General features: G+C 69.9%; 12 protein-coding genes. 9 read left to right on the plus strand and 3 right to left on the minus strand.

The annotated features are described in order from the left end of the window. Positions 1 to 318 precede the first annotated feature (318 nt). The gene (locus tag IC535_RS14280; RefSeq protein ID WP_228887175.1) at positions 319 to 1,119 is read right to left on the minus strand and encodes an FHA domain-containing protein; all 801 of its coding nucleotides are present in this window, start codon (positions 1,117 to 1,119) and stop codon (positions 319 to 321) included. A 121-nt stretch (positions 1,120 to 1,240) separates the two neighbouring features. On the opposite strand from IC535_RS14280, the gene IC535_RS14285 reads away from it, so the two are divergent. The 3 genes from IC535_RS14285 (at position 1,241) to IC535_RS14295 (ending at position 3,431) form a co-directional block, all read left to right on the plus strand. Further along, a complete protein-coding gene (locus IC535_RS14285; RefSeq protein WP_228887174.1) occupies positions 1,241 to 1,516 on the plus strand; it encodes a polyhydroxyalkanoic acid system family protein in 276 nt (91 codons plus the stop codon). Between the two features lie 100 nt (positions 1,517 to 1,616). Continuing rightward, positions 1,617 to 2,135 carry a phasin family protein gene (locus tag IC535_RS14290; RefSeq protein ID WP_228887173.1) on the plus strand — a complete coding sequence of 173 codons (519 nt, stop codon included), beginning with the start codon at positions 1,617 to 1,619 and terminating at the stop codon, positions 2,133 to 2,135. Positions 2,136 to 2,438: 303 nt separating this feature from the next. Beyond that, on the plus strand, positions 2,439 to 3,431 hold the full coding sequence (locus IC535_RS14295; RefSeq protein WP_228887172.1) for a restriction endonuclease: 993 nt from the start codon (positions 2,439 to 2,441) through the stop codon (positions 3,429 to 3,431). 1 nt (position 3,432) lies between these two features. Here the strand turns inward: IC535_RS14295 and hutC are convergent, their stop codons facing one another. Beyond that, on the minus strand, positions 3,433 to 4,161 hold the full coding sequence (gene hutC, locus IC535_RS14300; RefSeq protein ID WP_228887171.1) for a histidine utilization repressor: 729 nt from the start codon (positions 4,159 to 4,161) through the stop codon (positions 3,433 to 3,435). A 30-nt stretch (positions 4,162 to 4,191) separates the two neighbouring features. Beyond that, positions 4,192 to 5,571, minus strand: coding sequence for a formimidoylglutamate deiminase (locus tag IC535_RS14305; RefSeq protein ID WP_228887170.1), 1,380 nt, complete (start codon positions 5,569 to 5,571; stop codon positions 4,192 to 4,194). 63 nt (positions 5,572 to 5,634) lie between these two features. Here IC535_RS14305 and hutI point away from each other — a divergent pair, with 63 nt between their 5' ends. The 6 genes from hutI to IC535_RS14335 all read left to right on the plus strand — a co-directional run bounded on the left by hutI (position 5,635) and on the right by IC535_RS14335 (position 14,941). Next, positions 5,635 to 6,834, plus strand: coding sequence for an imidazolonepropionase (gene hutI / locus IC535_RS14310; protein WP_228887169.1), 1,200 nt, complete (start codon positions 5,635 to 5,637; stop codon positions 6,832 to 6,834). A gap of 23 nt (positions 6,835 to 6,857) precedes the next feature. Then, the gene (gene hutH, locus IC535_RS14315) at positions 6,858 to 8,399 is read left to right on the plus strand and encodes a histidine ammonia-lyase (protein WP_228887168.1); all 1,542 of its coding nucleotides are present in this window, start codon (positions 6,858 to 6,860) and stop codon (positions 8,397 to 8,399) included. After that, complete coding sequence (gene hutG, locus IC535_RS14320; protein WP_228887167.1) at positions 8,396 to 9,304, plus strand: N-formylglutamate deformylase; 909 nt, start codon at positions 8,396 to 8,398, stop codon at positions 9,302 to 9,304. Before hutH ends, hutG begins: the two co-directional genes overlap by 4 nt. Next, on the plus strand, positions 9,301 to 10,968 hold the full coding sequence (gene hutU, locus IC535_RS14325) for a urocanate hydratase (RefSeq protein ID WP_228887166.1): 1,668 nt from the start codon (positions 9,301 to 9,303) through the stop codon (positions 10,966 to 10,968). The genes hutG and hutU overlap by 4 nt, the downstream gene beginning before the upstream one ends. A gap of 232 nt (positions 10,969 to 11,200) precedes the next feature. Next, entirely contained in the window at positions 11,201 to 12,637 is a 1,437-nt protein-coding gene (locus IC535_RS14330) for a serine hydrolase domain-containing protein (RefSeq protein ID WP_228887165.1), read from the plus strand. Between the two features lie 180 nt (positions 12,638 to 12,817). Continuing rightward, a complete protein-coding gene (locus tag IC535_RS14335) occupies positions 12,818 to 14,941 on the plus strand; it encodes a TonB-dependent receptor family protein (protein ID WP_228887164.1) in 2,124 nt (707 codons plus the stop codon). Positions 14,942 to 14,974 lie beyond the last annotated feature (33 nt).

The following is a 14,974-nucleotide window of genomic DNA, read 5'->3' on the forward strand; positions in this document are numbered from 1 at the left end:
TTGCCATGAGGAGCCGGCCAGCGGCCGGCGGCACTACGGGCGGGTCCATTGCCATGAGGAGCCGGCCAGCGGCCGGCACTACCGGCGTCGCGCGTAGCCGGCAGTCACGACCAACGGTCGTGACCTACCGGTGGCCGCCGGTCGTGGTCAACCGTCGGTCAGGTCACGGTCGAGGATCGTGATCCGCCGAAGTCTGTCGGGTGGAAAGCCCCCTGAGTCAGGGGGCGCCGCGCACCGGCGGGGTCTGGAAGCCCGGTGAGGCGGGGGCCCGCGGCGTGCGCAGCACACCGTGGGGCGTCAGCGCGCATGCGTTGACGTTTACCGCGCCCCGAACCAGAGCAGGCTGCTGATGATCGCCGCCAGCAGCACCGCGCTGGCCAGCAGCCACGGCCAGCGGCTGACCTGCGGCGGCCGGACGGGGGCGGTGTGGGCGCTGGGCAGGTCGAGCAGGTCGTCCTCGTCTTCGCTGACGATGCGCTTGCGGCCGTCGTGCGGCACTTCCAGCACGAAGCGGTGCTGGGCGTCGAACACCAGCTGGTCGCCGGGCAGCAGCCAGCAGTGGCGGACGCTGACGCCATTGACGCGGGTCGATTCGCCCGCGCCCAGGTCGCGCAGCAGCAGGCGCTCGCCGTGCCGCTCCAGCCGGGCGTGCTGTTCGGCAAAGGCCGGATCGTCGATCACGATATCGGCCTCGGCGCCGCGCCCGATCAGCCGCGGGCGGTCCAGGGTGAAGCCACGGCCGTGGTGCTGGCCGCCCACCCCGCGCAGCACGCGCTGGTCGTCCACGCACTCGTCGCTGCGCGCCGGGGCCTGGCTGAGGGCCTCGCATTCGCCCTGGATCAGCATTTCCACGCCGTCGGCATACACCGCATCGCCGGCGCGCAGCAGCGCCATGCGCCGCACCGGGCGGCCGTTGACGTGGATGCCGCGGATGCCGTTGGCCACCTGCAGCCACAGGCCGCGGTCGTCCAGGCAGAACTGGGCCAGCAGCAGGGTGCCCACCGCGTCATTGCCCAGCCGCACGCTGCCCGAGGCATGGCGCACGATACGTTGCACCCCGGGCCGCAACGGCTGGTCGGGGTGTTGGCGATGGGTGAAGTGAACTAGCAGGTTCTGCACGCGGCGAAAGCCTAGCAGGTTGGATGTCATCGAAGAAGAAGTGTGACGCAGTCCTTGGAGTTATCGCCGAGGATGCGCACAATGCACGCCCCTTTCCCCGCTGTCCCCGCCAGGAGCCTGTATGTCCAGCATCGATATCCGCCACGCCCACGCCCTGCCCGCCGACCAGGCCCGCCAGGCGATCGAGGACGTGGCCGCCAAGCTGGCCGATCGCTTCGGGCTGCGCAGCAACTGGGCCGGCGAGGTGCTGAACTTCACCGGCTCCGGGGTGGATGGCGCGATCGAACTGCTGCCCGGCCAGGTGCGCGTGACCGCCACGCTGGGCTTCCTGCTGTCGGCGATGAAGGGCATGGTCGAAGGCGAAATCCAGCGCGTGCTGCAGGAAAAGCTCGGCTGAACCGATGCTGCATCCGGTGCCGCCAGGGCGCCGGCCATCACACCGCGCAACGCCGGTGCTGATTACGATCGGGCGGGTGTCCACCGACAGGATTGCCCCCATGACCAAGCACGACAACTTCGATGACCGCAGCGCCGCCGGCGACGACCAGCCCTCGCTGCAGGAACAGGCCGAACGCTTCTCGCGCAAGCTGACCGGCTCGGCGCAGCAGGTGTGGCTGGCCGGGCTGGGCGCATTGGGCCGCGCCCAGGCCGAGGGCAGCCGGGTGTTCGACACCCTGGTCAAGGAAGGCGAATCGATCGAGGCGCGCAACCGCGAGCAGGCCGGCGACGCCCCGCGCTGGCGCGACAATGTGGAAGAACACCTGGGCGAGGCCCGCGAGAAGGCGGCCGGTACCTGGGACAAGGTGGAAAAAGCCTTCGACGAGCGCGTCCAGGGCGTGCTCAAGCGCCTGCACATCCCCACCGCCGAGGACGTGACCGGCTTGAATGCGCGTATCGATGCGCTCAATGCACGGGTCAGCCGCGCCGAGAGCCGCACCGCCTCGCCCGGCCCCGGCCCGGCCACCGGTACGCCTGCCGGGCCAAGCACCGGAACCGACACCAGCACCGGCCCGTAACGCCGGGCACTGCGTGCCCCCTGCCCCTGCTACTGGATTGTTGCAAAGCAACACGACTTTGTTGACAATCGGATCGACCCGCCAATCGCTGTTGCGCCGTTTGTTCCCTCCCCTCACGGCTAAGGATTGGCGGGTTTTTTGTGTCTGCGCGACGGCCTCCAGGTAGCGGACCGCGCACGAAATGAGAACTGCGTCACCGACAGGAAGTTCGGGACGCGCCGGCTGCGAATTCGACACCCCGCACACGCCTGCGGGCGCATATAAACTGTCTCTCGCACATCCGTGTTCATCCCCTAGTACCTCATGTTCTCCTGGATTCTGGCTTTACTGCTGGCCCTCGTGGTCTGGTCCCTTGCCACCGCCTGGTTCTGGCTGGTGAAGCGCCGCCGCAAGGAAACCCGGCTGGGGCTCAATGCCCTGGCGGGGATGCACTGGCGTGATTTTTCCGAGATCGTGCGCCGCGCCATGCGCGAGCAGCGTGGCCTGCAGGACGTGCCCGGCGAGGTCGATGACAGCCGCGCGCCGCGCAGCGATTTCCTGATGGACGATGGCCAGCACCGCTGGCTGCTGTCGTGCAAGCACGGCCGCGCCTACCGGATCGGCACCGCGGCGGTGAACGAGCTGGGCGCCGCCGCGCGCCTGGCCGGCGCCCGGGGCGGGATCCTGATCACCGAGGGCATGGTCGAACGCGATGGCCGCACGGCTGCCGAGAAACAGGGCGTGGAAGTCCTCGACGGGAACCTGCTGTGGCCGCTGCTGCAGCCTTACCTGCCCGGTGACATGGAAGCGCGGGTCAAGAACGAGGCCCGCCGCGAGGCGATCCGGCGCATTTCGATCGCCGCACTGGGTTCGCTGACCCTGGGCCTGCTGGTGGGCATGGGCTACATGACCGCGCGGCTGGACAACGACAACACCGCCGCCGTGCCGGCCGCGCAGCCGGCGCGCGCCGTGGCGCCGGCCCCGGTAACCGTCCCGGCGGCCGCCACGCCGCCGGCCGCCCCCCACGCCACTGCTGCGGCTGTCGGCGGCATCGAGGCTGACCCGGACCCGGCCACGCTGGCGCGCTACCAGAAGGAATTGACCCGCACGCTGGCCGGCCAGGCCGGCGTGGTCAGCGCGTTCTGGCTGACCCGGCAGACCCTGTCGATCAACCGCAGCGGCGAGATCGACGCGATGTGGCCGCGGATCTGCGCCGAAGTCAAACGCTATCCGGCCCTGCGCACGGTGCGCATCCAGCTCAATCCGCGCCCGGGCGTGGACGAGCCGGTGCGCTGGCGGCAGTGCACGACGTTGTGATCTAGCGGGTGCCGGGGGCGAACCGTGCCACCAGGTCCCAGGCATCGCCCAGGAACATCTGCCGCACGCAGGTGATGGGTTGTTCGCCGCGCCAGGTCAGCCGGTCGATCACCAGGCAGGCGGTGCCCGGCTTGACCTCCAGCAGTGCCGCGGCGGCCGCATCGGCGCCCCAGGCACTGATGCGGTGCTGGGCACGGGTCCACGACACGTTCTGCAGCAGCCAGCTGCCCGGTGCGGTGGTGTTGAAATCCACGTCCAGCACTTCCGGCACGCCGACCGGGCTGATCAGCCGGTGCTCCAGCGCGAACGGCCGGCCATCGGCGCGGTGCAGGCAGCGGATCGCCAGCAGTTGCTCGCCGCCGGACAGCGCCATCTCGTCCTCGGCCTGCGCCTGCGGGTGGCGATAGGCCCGTTCCAGCAGCTGGTAGCTGTAGACATGGCCACGCGCGCCGACCGCCATGGCGATATCGGGAATTTCCAGCGCCACCTGCTCCAGGTGCGGCGGCTGCCGGGCCACGAACGACCCGGCGCGGCGGCGGCGCTCGATCATGCCGCTCTCGGCCAACGCGGTGAGTACTTTGTTGACGGTCATCCGCGAGCAGCCGTACTGCTCCATCAACTCGTGCTCGTAGGGTATGCGGAAGCCCGGCGGCCACTCTCCGCTGAGGATGCGGCTTTCCAGTTCAGCGCGAATGCGCTGGTTGAGGGTTTGCGCTTTCTTGCCCGTCACTCGGGGTTCCTGGTCAGGCACGGCCGGCACTCAGCGGGCCAGCAACAACGTGCGAAGGGCGGCGGCAAAGCGGGCGGCCACCGCCTCACGCTGCACGTGGCGGCCCTGCCGCACCAGCTGGCGCCCGTGGCGCCATACCGAGCGCACCGCGCCATTACGTGCGGCGAACAGCCAGCTGTCAAGCAAGGCATCGCCGTCGCGCGCGACCAGCGCCGGGTGCTGCGGGTCCAGTTCGACCAGATCGGCCGGCGCGCCGACCTGCAGGCCGGTGACCACCCCCAGCGCCTGCGCGCCGCCCTGCAAGGCCTGCTGGTACAGCCAACGCCCGCTGGACTGGCCATCGCCCGGCGCCAGCACGTTGCGCCCGCGCCAGTGCAGGCGCTGGCCGTACTCGAGCAGGCGCAGCTCTTCGGCCGCATCGATCAGTACATTGGAATCGCTGCCTACGCCGAAGCGGCCGCCGGCGCGCGCGAATGCCTGCATCGGGAACAGGCCGTCGCCCAGGTTGGCCTCGGTGATCGGGCACAGCCCCACCACCGCCTGGCTGGCCAGGATGCGCTGCAGTTCGTCGTCGTCCACGTGGGTGGCATGCACCAGGCACCAGCGCCGGTCCACCGCGGCGTGTTCGTACAGCCACCGCACCGGGCGCAACCCGCTCCAGGCCACGCAGGCATCCACTTCGCGGGTCTGCTCGGCGATATGGATATGCACCGGCCCGGTGGTCAGCGGCAGCAGCGCGGCCAGCTCGTCGCCGGTGACCGCGCGCAGGCTGTGCGGGGCGATGCCCAGTACCGCATCGTCGATGCCGGCCAGCGCGCGCCGGCAGCCGTCGAGCAGGTCGGCAAACCCATCCACGTCATGGATCAGCCGGCGCTGCGCCGGGTTCGGCGCGGCCCCGCCGAAATCGGCATGCGCATAGAACACCGGCAACAGGGTCAGGCCGATGCCGCTGCCCTGCGCGGCCGCGGCGATGCGCTCGGCCATCTCGGCGCGGTTGGCATAGGCGGTGCCGTCGGCGGCGTGGTGCAGGTAGTGGAACTCGCCCACCCGGGTGAAACCCGATTCCAGCATCTCCACATAGGCCTGCTCGGCAATGGCCTGCACCGCCTCGGGCTGCAGGTGGGCCAGGAAGCGGTACATCAACTCGCGCCAGCTCCAGAAACTGTCGCCGCGGTTGCCGCCGATCTCGGTCAGCCCGGCCATGCCGCGCTGGAAGGCGTGGCTGTGCAGGTTGCCCAGCCCCGGCAGCGCGATCGCCAGCGCGGTATCGCCAGGCTGCGCGGGCACGCCTGCGGTGACCTCGGCCAGGCGGCCGCCTGCGCACACAATGCGCACATCGCGGGCCCAGCCCTGCGGCAGCAGCGCATGGGTGGCATGGAAAACAAGGGTCGCGGCGGGGGTGGCTGGCATCACTGGACATCCCGGAAGTGGCGCCTATATTGTATAGACATATAAGCCGAAGCGGTTGCTGCCATGCACTGTGACACCCTCTGGTACCACGCCAACCTGATCACCGTCGATGGCCCGGGCCTGGGCGTGATCGAGGACGGCGTGATCGCCGCCACCGACGGCCGCATCGTGCATGTGGGTGCGACCGGTTCGGCCGCGCATCTGCAGCCGGCGCAGCGCATCGACTGCGGCGGGCGCTGGATCAGCCCCGGCCTGGTCGACTGCCATACCCACCTGGTCTACGCCGGCAACCGCGCCGGCGAGTTCGAGCAGCGCCTGCAGGGCGTGAGCTATGCCGATATCGCCCGCGCCGGCGGTGGCATCGTCTCCACCGTGCGTGCCACCCGCGCGGCCAGCGATGCCGAGCTGATCGCCGCCAGCCTGCCGCGGCTGGATGCGATGCTGGCCGAGGGCATCACCACCATTGAAATCAAATCCGGCTACGGGCTCACCCTGGAAGACGAAAGCAAGCAGCTGCGGGTGGCGCGCGAGCTGGGCCGGCTGCGCGCGGTCGAGGTGGTGCCCACCTTCCTGGGCGCCCATGCCGTGCCGCCCGGGCGCCAGGCGCAGGACTACATCGACGAGGTCTGCGCGGTGATGATTCCGGCCATGGCCGCCGACGGGCTGGCCGAGGCGGTGGATGTGTTCTGCGAGACCATCGGCTTCAGCGCCGCGCAGGCCGAACAGGTGTTCGTGGCCGCCGGCCGGCACGGCCTGGCGGTCAAGATCCACGCCGAGCAGCTCAGCAACCAGCACGGCGCCGCCCTGGCTGCGCGCCATGGCGCGCTGTCGGCCGACCATATCGAACACCTCGATGCCGACGGCATCGCCGCCATGCGCGCGGCCGGCACCGTGGCGGTGCTGCTGCCGGGCGCGTTCTATTTCACCCGCGACACCACCGTGCCGCCGATCGCCGCGTTGCGCGCGGCCGGCGTGCCGCTGGCCCTGGCCACCGATTCCAATCCCGGCACCTCGCCGCTGACCAGCCCGCTGCTGGCCATGAACATGGCCGCCACCCTGTTCCGCATGACCGTGGAGGAGTGCATCGCCGGCTTCACCCGTGAAGCGGCGCGCGCGCTGGGCCGCCATGAGCGCATTGGCCGGCTGGCGCCCGGGCTGGACTGCAACCTGGCCGTGTGGGACATCCAGGCGCCGGCCGACCTGGTGTACCGCATGGGCTTCAATCCCCTGCACGCGCGCGTGATGCGCGGCGTATCCGTCTGAACCCTGTGATGTCTGGAGATTCCATGAGCACGACTTTGACCCTGAACCCCGGTGCGGTGACGCTGGCGGACTGGCGCGCGATCTACGATGGCGCGCAGGTGCGGCTGGACCCGGCCTCGGCCGCGGCGGTGCTGCGCAGCGCGCAGACCGTGGCCGACATCGTGGCCAAGGGCGACCCGGTCTACGGCATCAATACCGGCTTTGGCAAATTGGCCAGCGTGCGCATCGAGCGCGACGACCTGGCCACCCTGCAGCGCAATATCGTGCTCTCCCATGCCGCCGGCGTGGGTGAACCGATGCCGGCGCCGGTGGTGCGGCTGATGATGGCGCTGAAGCTGACCAGCCTGGCCCAGGGCGCCTCGGGCATCCATCCGGACACCCTGGCGCTGCTGGAAGCCTTCCTGCAGCACGACATCGTGCCGGTGATTCCCTGCCAGGGTTCGGTCGGCGCCTCCGGCGACCTGGCCCCACTGTCGCACCTGGCCGCGGTGATGATCGGGGTGGGCGAGGCCTTCCTCGACGGGGAGCGCCTGCCCGCCGCCGACGCCCTGGCCCGGCTCGGCCTGGCCCCGCGCGTGCTGGGCGCCAAGGAGGGCCTGGCCCTGCTCAACGGCACCCAGTACTCCACCGCCTACGCGCTGGCCGGCCTGTTCGAGATCACCACCGTGTTCCAGGCCGCGCTGGTCACCGGCGCGTTGTCGGTGGAAGCGGCCAAGGGCTCGGACACCCCGTTCGATCCGCGCATCCACGCCATCCGCGGCCAACGCGGCCAGATCGCCACCGCCGCCACCCTGCGCGCCCTGATGCAGGGCTCGGCGATCCGCGAATCGCACCGCGACAACGACGTGCGCGTGCAGGACCCGTACTGCCTGCGCTGCCAGCCGCAGGTGATGGGCGCCGCCTTCGATGTGATGCGCCAGGCCGCCACCACGCTGGCGATCGAAGCCAATGGCGTGTCCGACAACCCACTGGTGTTCACCGACACCAACGAGGCGCTGAGCGGCGGCAACTTCCACGCCGAGCCGGTGGCCTTCGCCGCGGACATGCTGGCCATGGCGATCTGCGAGATCGGCTCGATCAGCGAACGCCGCACCGCGATGCTGGTCGACCCGGCCCTGTCCGGCCTGCCCGCCTTCCTGACCCCCAGGCCCGGCCTGAATTCCGGCTTCATGATTCCGCAGGTCACCGCCGCGGCGCTGGTCTCGGAAAACAAGCAGCGCGCCTACCCGGCCAGCGTGGATTCGATCCCGACCTCGGCCAACCAGGAAGACCATGTATCGATGGCCGCGCACGGCGCGCGCCGCCTGCTGGCGATGGCCGAGAACGCGGCCAACGTGGTCGGCATCGAACTGCTGGCCGCCGCCCAGGGCTGCGACTTCCATGCCCCGCTGCGCTCCAGCCAGGCCCTGGAAGGCGTGCGTGCGCGCCTGCGTGCGCAGGTACCCACCCTGCAGGACGACCGCTATTTCCACCCGGACATGGTGGCCGCCACCGCCCTGGTGCGCAGCGGCGCGCTGGCCGAAGGCCTGGCCGCGCTGCTGCCGCAGGTGGAGCCGCTGGCATGAGCACGACACGCATCGGCACACCGCGCCACGGCGCGGCGATCACCGGCCTGCCGGCCACCGACCACCCCATCCACTACGCGCGCCCGCCGTGGCTGCAGGTACACGTGGGCGATGCGCCGCTGATCGTCAGCTTCCCGCATACCGGCAGCGACCTGCCCGAGGACCTGGCCGGCGATTTCGTTTCGCCGTGGCTGGCCCGCCGCGATACCGACTGGTGGGTGGACCAGCTGTACGCGTTCGCCCAGGGCCTGGGCGCCACCACGGTGCGCACGACGATTTCGCGCTCGGTGATCGACGTCAACCGCGACCCCAGCGGCGCCACCCTGTACCCCGGCCAGAACACCACCGGCCTGTGCCCGCTGGTCACCTTCGACAACCAGCCGCTGTACCACCCGGGCCGGGAACCGGACCAGGCCGAAATCGCCCGCCGCCGCGATACCTATTTCGCGCCCTACCACGCCGCGCTGGCCGCGCAGATCGCGCGGCTGCGCCGGCGCCACGCCACCGTGGTGGTCTACGACGCGCACTCGATCCGCTCGATCATCCCGCACCTGTTCGACGGGCAGCTGCCGCAGTTCAACCTGGGCACCAACGACGACACCAGCTGCGACAACGCCCTGGCCGATGTGGTGGAGAACCTGTGCGCGGGCAGCGGCATGAGCCACGTGCGCAATGGCCGTTTCAAGGGCGGCTGGATCACCCGCCATTACAGCGACATCGCCGGCGGCGTGCACAGCCTGCAGATGGAACTGGCCTGCCGCGGCTACATGGACGAGCCCCTGCAACTGGACCCCAGCCAGTGGCCCAGCAGCTACAACCCCTACCTGGGAGCCCCCGTGCACCAGACCCTGCAGCAGGTGCTCAAGGCCTGCCTGGATTTCGCCCATTCCCGGAGCGCTGCATGAACCGTCACGATCCCACCCGCACCATCCTCGCCCCGACCGGCCCCACGCTCACCTGCAAGAGCTGGCTGACCGAAGCGCCGCTGCGCATGCTGATGAACAACCTGCATCCGGACGTGGCCGAGCGCCCGCAGGAACTGGTGGTGTATGGCGGCATCGGCCGCGCCGCGCGCGACTGGGCCAGCTTCGACGCGATCGTGGCAACGCTCAAGCGCCTGGACGATGACCAGACCCTGCTGGTGCAGTCGGGCAAGCCGGTCGGGGTATTCCGCACCCACGTGGACGCCCCGCGGGTGCTGATCGCCAACTCCAACCTGGTGCCACGCTGGGCCAACTGGGACCATTTCAACGAACTGGACAGGAAGGGTCTGGCGATGTACGGCCAGATGACCGCCGGCAGCTGGATCTACATCGGCGCCCAGGGCATCGTGCAGGGCACCTATGAAACCTTCGTGGAAATGGGCCGCCAGCACTACAACGGCAGCCTGGCCGGCAAGTGGCTGTTCACCGGCGGCCTGGGCGGCATGGGCGGCGCGCAGCCGCTGGCCGCGGTGATGGCCGGCGCCTCGTGCCTGGCGGTGGAATGCCGCAGGAGCAGCATCGAAATGCGCCTGCGTACCGGCTACCTGGACACCTGGACCGACAACCTGGACGAAGCGCTGCGCCTGATCGAGGAATCGTGCACCGCGAAAAAGCCGCTGTCGGTCGGCCTGCTCGGCAACGTGGCCGACGTGCTCGACGAACTGCTGCTGCGCGGAGTCAAGCCGGACCTGCTGACCGACCAGACTTCCGCCCACGACCCGGTCAACGGCTACCTGCCGCAGGGCTGGACGGTGGAGGAGTGGGACGACAAACGCGTGTCCGCACCGAAGGCGGTGGAGAAGGCCGCGCGCGATTCGATGGCCAACCACATCCGCGCCATGCTCGCCTTCCATGCACTGGGCGTGCCGACCGTGGACTACGGCAACAACCTGCGCCAGATGGCGCTGGAGGAAGGCGTCGACAATGCCTTCGACTTCCCCGGCTTCGTACCGGCCTATATCCGCCCGCTGTTCTGCCGCGGCATCGGCCCGTTCCGCTGGGCCGCGCTCAGCGGTGATCCGGAAGACATCGCCAAAACCGACGCCAAGGTCAAGGAGCTGATCCCGGACAACCCGCACCTGCACCGCTGGCTGGACATGGCCGCCGAGAAGATCAAGTTCCAGGGCCTGCCGGCGCGCATCTGCTGGGTGGGCCTGGGCGACCGCGACCGGCTGGGCCTGGCCTTCAACGAGATGGTCGCCAATGGCGAACTGAAGGCACCGGTGGTGATCGGCCGCGACCACCTGGACAGCGGCAGCGTGGCCTCGCCCAACCGCGAAACCGAAGCCATGCAGGACGGCTCCGACGCCGTTTCCGACTGGCCGCTGCTCAACGCCCTGCTCAACACCGCCAGCGGCGCCACCTGGGTATCGCTGCACCACGGCGGCGGCGTCGGCATGGGCTTCTCCCAGCACGCCGGCATGGTGATCGTCTGCGACGGCACCGAGGCCGCCGCCAAGCGCATCGCCCGGGTGCTGTGGAACGACCCGGCCACCGGCGTGATGCGGCATGCCGATGCCGGGTATGGGATCGCGGTGGACTGTGCGAAGGAGAAGGGGCTGGATCTGCCGGGGATTCTGGGCTGATCCAGATGCGTCCCGACCAACGGTCGGGACCTGCCGCGTTGTTTGTTCCGAACGGTCGGGACTTACCGCGTTGTGCGTCCCGAATGGTCGGGACGTGCCGGTTGATCGGTTAGGCATCGAGCCCGCCGCTGTTTGCTCTGGCCAGGCCGGGAACGGTGGTCATGACCTCTGCCGCATTGACCGGGACTGCGGCGCTTCCTACTGTGCCGCTTCGCCCTTCGGATGCCCGGCCATGCGCCGTTTCGCCTTCGTGCTTGTACTGCTGTCGGCCGCGTACCTGACCCCGGTCAGCGCGCGTGCCGACGACCTGGACCGCCGCGTCGCCGAGCAGATGCACACCAACGCCGCGCGTTACGGCATCGCCGGCCAGGCCGTGCTGGTGCGCCACAACGGCCAACGCCTGGTGCATGCCGTCGCCGGTGACGCCGATATCGCCGCCCACCGCCCGGTGACCGCGCAGACGGTGTTCAACGTCTATTCGCTGGCCAAGCTGCTGACCAGCACGCTGGTGATGCAGCGGGTGGAAAGCGGCGATATCGCGCTGGATGCCCCGGCCAGCCGCTACCTGCCCGGCCTGCCGGTCCGCTGGCAGGCGATCACCGTGCGGCAGTTCCTGGACCACGCCTCCGGTGTTCCCGAGTACTTCCAGAGCCGCGACGGGGTGGTGTCCACCGCGCAGGGTCCCGGCCTTCCGCCGACGCTGCCGGCAGTATGGGCGATGCTGGACGGGCAACCGCTGCAGTTCGCTCCGGGCAGCGCCAACCGCTACACGCAGACCAACTACCTGGTGCTCACCGCGCTGCTGGAAGCGCAGTACCAGCAGCCGTACGCGCGCATCGTAGAGCAGCGCATCCTGCGACCGTTGGGCCTGCAACACACCTGGCTGGGCCCGCCGCCCAGCGCACGGCGCGATCGCGCGCTGGGCTATATCGGGCGCGCCGGGGTGCTGCAGCGGGAAGACGATGTTGCCTGGCCGTCCTATGCCCACGGTCATGCCGCGCTGCATACCACGCTGGCCGACCTGGACCGCTTCGTGCAGGCGATGAGCCGTGGCGAGCTTGTCAGCCGGTCCGCGCTGTATGGCCTATGGCAGCCGCAGGCATTGGCCGATGGGCGCACCGGTGGATTTGCCAGCGGCTGGGAATACGAGGAAAGCGGTGCCTACCGCGAGGTGGGCCACGATGGCGGCACCCGCGTGCGCGTGCGCATTGCGTTCAAGGACGGCCTGGACGGCGACCGCTACAGTTTCATCTACCTGACCAACGGCAGTGCGAAGAACGTGTGGTCGCGCACGCTGGTGGATAGCACCATGGCCCTGGTGGCGCCACGCGCGTTCCCTCGCCAGACGCTGACCGAACGCCTGATCACCCACGCCCTGCAGGCTGGCGGTGACCGCGACAGCGCTGCCCTGCAGCAGTGGCTGCGCACCGACACCGGCATCGCCGCCAGCGACCTGGAACGCGAGATCAACCGCGCCGGCTACGCCATCCGCGAAAACCTGGGCAATGCCGCCGGGCTGGAGGTGTTCCAGCTCAACACCGAGCTGTTCCCGCGTTCGGCCAACACCTGGGACAGCCTGGCCGAAACCTGCGCGGCGATGGGCGACCAGCGCAACGCCGCACGCTACCTGGCCCGCGCCAGGCAATTGGCCTCGCCGGCCGCGGATTGAACCGGCCGTACCGCTGGTATCGCAGGCGTCGCGTGGAGCCGGCCAGCGGCCGGCACTACCCTCCATACGGCGGGCAAGGGTGACGAACGTCGCCCAGCCTGTTAACTTGCGCACCCCGAATAAAGTTGACAGTGCCGCGCCATGCCGCGTGTTCCACTGTCGGCACCACGATACCTACGAATGACCGCACGTCCGATCCCCGCCCCTGCCCTGTCCCTGCTCGCCACCGCCCTGTCGGCCACACTCGCCGCCGCCCCTGCTGCCCGAGCCGCGCCCGCCGCGCAGGCGGTCACCCTGGACGCGGTCAACGTCACCGCCGCCAGCGATACCGAGCAGGCGCGCGCCGCGCTCAAGCGCATCCCCGGTGCCGGCAATGTAATCGACCTGGCCAATGCCGACCGCCGCCTGTCCAGCAGCGCCGACGTGTTGGCTTATCAGCCCGGCATCAGCGCGCAGTCGCCGGGCAACGAAGGCGCCAAGGTGTCCATCCGTGGCTCGGGCATCAACCGTGGCCCCGGCGCGCACGCGTCGGGCATTTCGGTATCGCTGGACGGCCTGCCGCTGACCGGCCCGGGCGGCACCCCCTACGAACTGCTCGAACCGCTGTGGTTGAGCCGGGCCGAGGTGCTGCGCGGTGCAAATGGGTTCGAGCGCGGCGCGTTGGCGCTGGGCGGCGCGATCAACTATGTGAGCCGCAGTGGCCGCGATTCGGCGGGGCTGGAACTGCAGTACGAAGCGGGCAGCCGCGGGTACCAGAAGCGCGGGGTCGGTTATGGCGGGGTGAGCGGCGATGTCGATTACTACCTCGCCTACACCGACACCGAGTTCGATGGCTACCAGCGCCACGCCAGTGGCGACGGCAAGGGCGCCATGGCCAACCTGGGCTGGCAGATCACCCCGCAGCTGGAAACGCGCTTCTTCGTGCGCTACCGCCAGACCAACCACGAAACCCCCGGGCGCCTGACCCGCGACCAGATCCGCAACGACCCGCGCGCGGCCAACCCGGCCAACCTGGCCATCGACGCGCGCCGCCCGCAGCCGGGCAGCACCTGGATCGGCAACATGACCACCTGGCAGATCGACGAGGCATCCTCGTTGCAGGCCGGGCTGGTGTATCACAACTACCCGATGGACTTGAACGAAAGCCTGTACCGGCAGCAGCTGGATTACGCCAATCTCAATGCCACGCTCGACTACCGCCACCGGCACGTATTGTTCGGCCGCGACAGCGTCACCACGCTGGGCCTGCGCGTCACCCACGACCTGGACGCGGACGTGCGCGAGACGCTGCGCTTTGCCGGCAACGGCCATGCCGCCGGCACCCACACGCGCGATTTCTCCCACCACGGCACCGACAGCACGCTGCACATCGGCAACGACCTGGCCCTGACCGACGCCCTGCATCTGCAGACCGGGCTGGCGCTGATCAATACCCGCCGCGACGTGCAGGTGACCTGGCCGGCCACGCCCGAGCGCCTGCGCGAGCACCAGTGGGACTATGCGCCGCGGCTGGGCTTCACCTGGCAGCAGAGCCCGCAGCTGCAATGGTTCGGCAACCTCAGCCGCTCGGTGGAGCCGGCGCACCCGTGGTCGATGATCTGGGGCTCCAACCAGTATTTCGCGGCAGGCAATGGCGCATCCACCGGTCGCCAGCGCGCGCCCGTGCAGCTGGACAACCAGACCGCCACCACGCTGGAACTGGGCGCACGCGGCGACAACGCGCTCGGCCGCTGGGAGCTGACCGGCTACTACGCCCGCGTGCTGCATGAACTGCTCACCGTGGAAGTACTGCCGGTACCGAACCTGTTCGTGGCCGAGAACAACGCCAGCCCCACCGTGCACCGCGGCCTGGAAGCCGGGCTGGACAGCACGCTGTGGCAGGGACGCGATGGCCGCCTGTCGTTGCGCCAGGCCTACACCTTCAGCGACTTCCGCTACCGCGATGACGCGCTGTTCGGCAGCAATCGCTTGCCCGGCCTGCCCCGCCACTACTACCAGGCCGAGCTGCGCTACGACCACCCCAGCGGTTTCTACGCCGCGCTCAACACCGAGTACGCCTCGGCGATGTTCGTGGACTACGCCAACAGCGTCCGCGCCGACAGCCATGCCATCGTCGGCAGTCGGGTCGGGTTCGATGCCCCCAGCGGACGCTGGCAGGCGTGGGCGGAACTGCGCAACATCGGCGACCGCCACTATGCGGCGACGGTGACGCCGGGCTACAACGATGCCGGCAAGGACGCGGCCCGCTCCACCCCGGGCGAAGGCCGCGGGGTGTATGCCGGCCTGCGCTGGCGCTTCGAGTGAGCACCGTGCCGCCGCGTCCTGCGCGGTGGCGCG

Source organism: Stenotrophomonas rhizophila (assembly GCF_020857975.1).
In the GTDB taxonomy this organism is placed as follows: Bacteria; Pseudomonadota; Gammaproteobacteria; order Xanthomonadales; family Xanthomonadaceae; genus Stenotrophomonas; species Stenotrophomonas rhizophila_C.

Excerpts from the sequence above, each read along its gene's own strand:
- hutI (WP_228887169.1), top strand. The coding sequence starts at position 5,635 with ATGCACTGTGACACCCTCTGGTACCACGCCAACCTGATCACCGTCGAT.
- hutU (WP_228887166.1), top strand. The coding sequence starts at position 9,301 with ATGAACCGTCACGATCCCACCCGCACCATCCTCGCCCCGACCGGCCCC.
- IC535_RS14305 (WP_228887170.1), bottom strand. The coding sequence starts at position 5,571 with ATGCCAGCCACCCCCGCCGCGACCCTTGTTTTCCATGCCACCCATGCG.
- IC535_RS14295 (WP_228887172.1), top strand. The coding sequence starts at position 2,439 with ATGTTCTCCTGGATTCTGGCTTTACTGCTGGCCCTCGTGGTCTGGTCC.
- hutG (WP_228887167.1), top strand. The coding sequence starts at position 8,396 with ATGAGCACGACACGCATCGGCACACCGCGCCACGGCGCGGCGATCACC.
- IC535_RS14330 (WP_228887165.1), top strand. The coding sequence starts at position 11,201 with ATGCGCCGTTTCGCCTTCGTGCTTGTACTGCTGTCGGCCGCGTACCTG.
- IC535_RS14285 (WP_228887174.1), top strand. The coding sequence starts at position 1,241 with ATGTCCAGCATCGATATCCGCCACGCCCACGCCCTGCCCGCCGACCAG.
- IC535_RS14290 (WP_228887173.1), top strand. The coding sequence starts at position 1,617 with ATGACCAAGCACGACAACTTCGATGACCGCAGCGCCGCCGGCGACGAC.
- hutH (WP_228887168.1), top strand. The coding sequence starts at position 6,858 with ATGAGCACGACTTTGACCCTGAACCCCGGTGCGGTGACGCTGGCGGAC.
- IC535_RS14335 (WP_228887164.1), top strand. The coding sequence starts at position 12,818 with ATGACCGCACGTCCGATCCCCGCCCCTGCCCTGTCCCTGCTCGCCACC.